This is a genomic window from Bradyrhizobium sp. (assembly GCF_017881085.1).
Classification (GTDB): Bacteria; Pseudomonadota; Alphaproteobacteria; order Rhizobiales; family Xanthobacteraceae; genus Bradyrhizobium.
The window spans coordinates 1-3,522 of the sequence record NZ_JADGRI010000436.1 but is presented as its reverse complement, the minus strand read 5'-3'; the positions used below and the strand labels follow the sequence as shown (position 1 = coordinate 3,522).

The following is a 3,522-nucleotide window of genomic DNA, read 5'->3' as shown; positions in this document are numbered from 1 at the left end:
GCGCAGGCGCTCACCGAGCTCTACGCCAACCTGACGCCGTGGCAGAAAACGCTGGTGGCGCGCCACCCGCAGCGCCCGCATTTCACCGATTTCATCAATGCGCTGATCTCGGAGTTCACGCCGCTGGCCGGCGACCGCAAGTTCGGCGAGGACGAAGCGCTGATGGGCGGGTTCGGCCGCTTCCGCGGCGAGAGCATCTGCGTGATCGGCCAGGAAAAGGGCGCCACCACCGAATCCCGCATCAAGCATAATTTCGGGATGGCGCGCCCCGAGGGCTACCGCAAGGCGGTCCGGCTGATGGAGATGGCCGAGCGATTCGGCATTCCCGTGTTGTCGATCGTCGATTCCGCCGGCGCGTATCCCGGCATCGGCGCCGAGGAACGCGGTCAGGCGGAAGCGATCGCGCGCTCCACCGATGCCTGCCTGTCGCTCGGGGTGCCCAATGTCGCGATCATCACCGGCGAGGGCATGTCGGGCGGCGCCATCGCCATCACCACGGCGAACCGCGTGCTGATGTTCGAGCACGCCATCTACAGCGTGATCTCGCCCGAGGCGGCGTCCTCGATCCTGTGGCGCGACGGCACCAAGGCCCAGGAAGCGGCGACCTCCATGAAGATCACGGCGCAGGACATGCTGCGGTTCGGCGTCATTGATTCGATCCTGCCGGAGCCTTCCGGCGGCGCCCATCGCGATCCCCAGGCCATGATCGCGACCACGGGCGAAGCCATCGCGCAGGCCTTCGACGAGTTGCGCAACCTCGATCCCGACGCGATCCGCAGGCAGCGGCGGCAAAAATTCCTCGATATCGGCCGAAAGCTGGCTTAAGGCGGCTTTTTCTCTCCAAATGCGGCCAGAAGTGCCCTCGGGCGCCAATCGCGGGTTTTTCGGGAATCCACGGTTTGGCCCCAATTAGGCCCAGACACCGATATTTAACCTCTGTTGACCATGCCTGACGGGGGCTTGCCGCGGTGCCCGCATCGGCTTGCGACTGCGGGGGTCAAAGAGTAGTATTTTAGTCAATGGCTTCAGGGTATGTACGCTATGATCGGGGTGCGAACATTGCCCGTCGGGTGTGGAGCTTTGCATTGATTGATCGCTCGCTGCTTCGCGCGCTCATCACCTCCGCCGCGCTCGCGGCCGGTGCGCTGCTGGCCGGCTGCAACAGCGACGAAGTCTCCCTCGCCACCAACGCCAAAGCCAACCAGCCGGTGCCGCCCAAGCTCGTCGCCGAGATGGCCGAGAAGGACATGGATCTGCAGTCGCCGATCCTGACCCGGCTGTTCAAGGAGGAGGCCGAGCTCGAGGTCTGGAAGCAGACCCGCTCCGGCCGCTTCGCGCTGTTGAAGACCTACCCGATCTGCCGCTGGTCGGGCGACCTCGGACCCAAGGTCCGCGAAGGCGACCGCCAGGCGCCGGAAGGCTTCTATGCCATCTCGCCGGCGCAGATGAATCCGCAGTCGGCGTACTATCTCTCGTTCAACACCGGCTACCCCAACGCCTACGACAAGTCGCTCGGACACACCGGCTCGGAACTGATGGTGCACGGCGACTGCTCGTCGCGCGGCTGCTACGCGATGACCGACGAACAGATCGCGGAAATTTATTCGCTGGGCCGCGAATCCTTCTTCGGCGGCCAGCGGTCGTTCCAGTTTCAGGCCTACCCTTTCCGGATGACGGCGCTGAACATGGCGAAGCATCGCAACAATCCGAACATGGCGTTCTGGAAAATGATCAAGGAAGGCTACGATCATTTCGAGGTGACGCGGCAGGAGCCTAAGGTCGATTTCTGCGAGAAGAAATACGTGTTCGACGCCGTGAAGCCGCCGGACGCCAAGCGCGATCCGGTATTCGACGCGTCGGCCAAATGCCCGGTCTATGTGATTCCGGACGAACTCGCCCAGGCCGTCCGCGAAAAGCAGGAACAGGATAACGCCGAGTTCGCCAAGCTCGTCGCCAAGGGCACGCCGGTCGCCCGCCTGAACACCGGCATCGACGGCGGCATGAACAAGGTGTTCGCCTCCAAGCTGCCCAATGGCTCTACCGGACTTTCCGAGGGCGGCGAGGGACAGAATTTGTCGCTGCTCGCCGTGTCCCGTGCGCCCGGCACGATACCGCCGACCGTCAATCCGCCGCATGGGCCGGTGACCTCGCCGGATGAGCCGCTGGTGGCCTCCATGACGCCCGCGGCTGCGCCCGTCTCGACCGCGCCCGCCCCGTCCACCCGGGTAGCGTCGGCCGCGCCGAGCGCGCCGTCCGACGAAGGCTTCTTCAGCAACCTCGCGCGCAAGGTCGGCTTCGGCGCCAGCGCCGATACCACCGCCACCACGCAGCCGGTCGCGGCGAAGCCCAAGGTGATCGAGGCCAAGAAGGCGTCAAAGCCTGAGACATCGAAGCCCGATGTCAGGCAAGCGGCCGCCCGTCCGCCGCTGAAGCCGTCGGTCTCTGACGCCCAGGCTCCGACTGTAGCCGCGGCTACCCCGGCCGGAAAAGACGGCGCGGTCGCCGGCTCGGCGCCGATCGTTCAGCCGAATTCGTTCGACAACCGCTTCTCGGCTTTCAAGTAAGGCGCTTCTTCCCCGCTTCGCAAGATTCCGAATGACCGGCGCTAGCTGCTGATATTCAGCTCCGACCGCGGCAAGATCCTTTGCAAGCGGCTGATCGACAGTTCGAGCTGACCGGCAAACGCAGCCTCGCCGGCCCTGCCGCACACGCCAAAAGGAAGGCCTCCGGCCGAAACCGGAGCCTCTCTCAGGCCGGGAAAGCCCACGCTGCGGAAACGCAGCGCGACTTCATGCGTACCTGCCGTGGCAGTGCTTGTACTGCTCATGTGTAGGAAATTATCCAACGGTAACAATAGCATAGCACAACCTAAGGAAGATTGTCACGTTTTTTGTCTATAACTAGTTGAATTTCTCTTCGGCAAAACAATAGCTTGATCGCCAACTGCCTTGCGTGCGCTACGAAGCTCGTCAGTGCGTTTTAGCAGCTTACGTGTAAGTTCTTAGCAGCCCAAACTTCACGCATCGAAGAGCGCCGTATTGGGGCGCTGAAGTTTTCTATAAAATACGAAGTCAAAATCAACCTGGGAAATTTCACCGGGGAAATTTTTGACCTGCTCGGTCGTCATGAAGCTGCTGTTCCAAATGGAACGCATTTCGCGCTGCACCGATTGCGGAGAGCACTCACCATTGCACGTCGTGGATCGGCGAGAGATTAGTGGCGATACGGGATCTTAAATTTTCGTAAGACAGCAGGATCAGTGCTTCTTGCGTATAAATAGTGCGACACGCCAACGCACATTTGAGCATCATCCTGTCGAGGCCGCAGCTGTCGTGAAAAACAATGCGATCAGAATTTCAGTAACGATGCACCACATTACATTATTCGGCGATGTTACAAGCGGAAGGCAGATTGCGCCTGAAGCATGATGAGGGCAACGTTACACTGCGACCCTCGAGCTATGCAGAAAGTCGGCTAATGGCACTGCAAGCTGGCGTTGAAAGAACTGGACATAAACGGGAG

At 61.5% G+C, this 3,522-nt stretch carries 2 protein-coding genes; both read left to right on the top strand.

Translation table 11 applies throughout. The annotated features are described in order from the left end of the window. Positions 1-825, top strand: an 825-nt coding sequence (locus QZ213_RS26125) for an acetyl-CoA carboxylase carboxyltransferase subunit alpha (RefSeq protein ID WP_291688949.1), incomplete at its 5' end; no start/stop codon positions are given. Positions 826-1,085: 260 nt separating this feature from the next. Further along, positions 1,086-2,564: a L,D-transpeptidase family protein gene (locus QZ213_RS26120; protein ID WP_291688948.1), complete on the top strand. Its 1,479-nt coding sequence runs from the start codon at positions 1,086-1,088 to the stop codon at positions 2,562-2,564. Positions 2,565-3,522 lie beyond the last annotated feature (958 nt).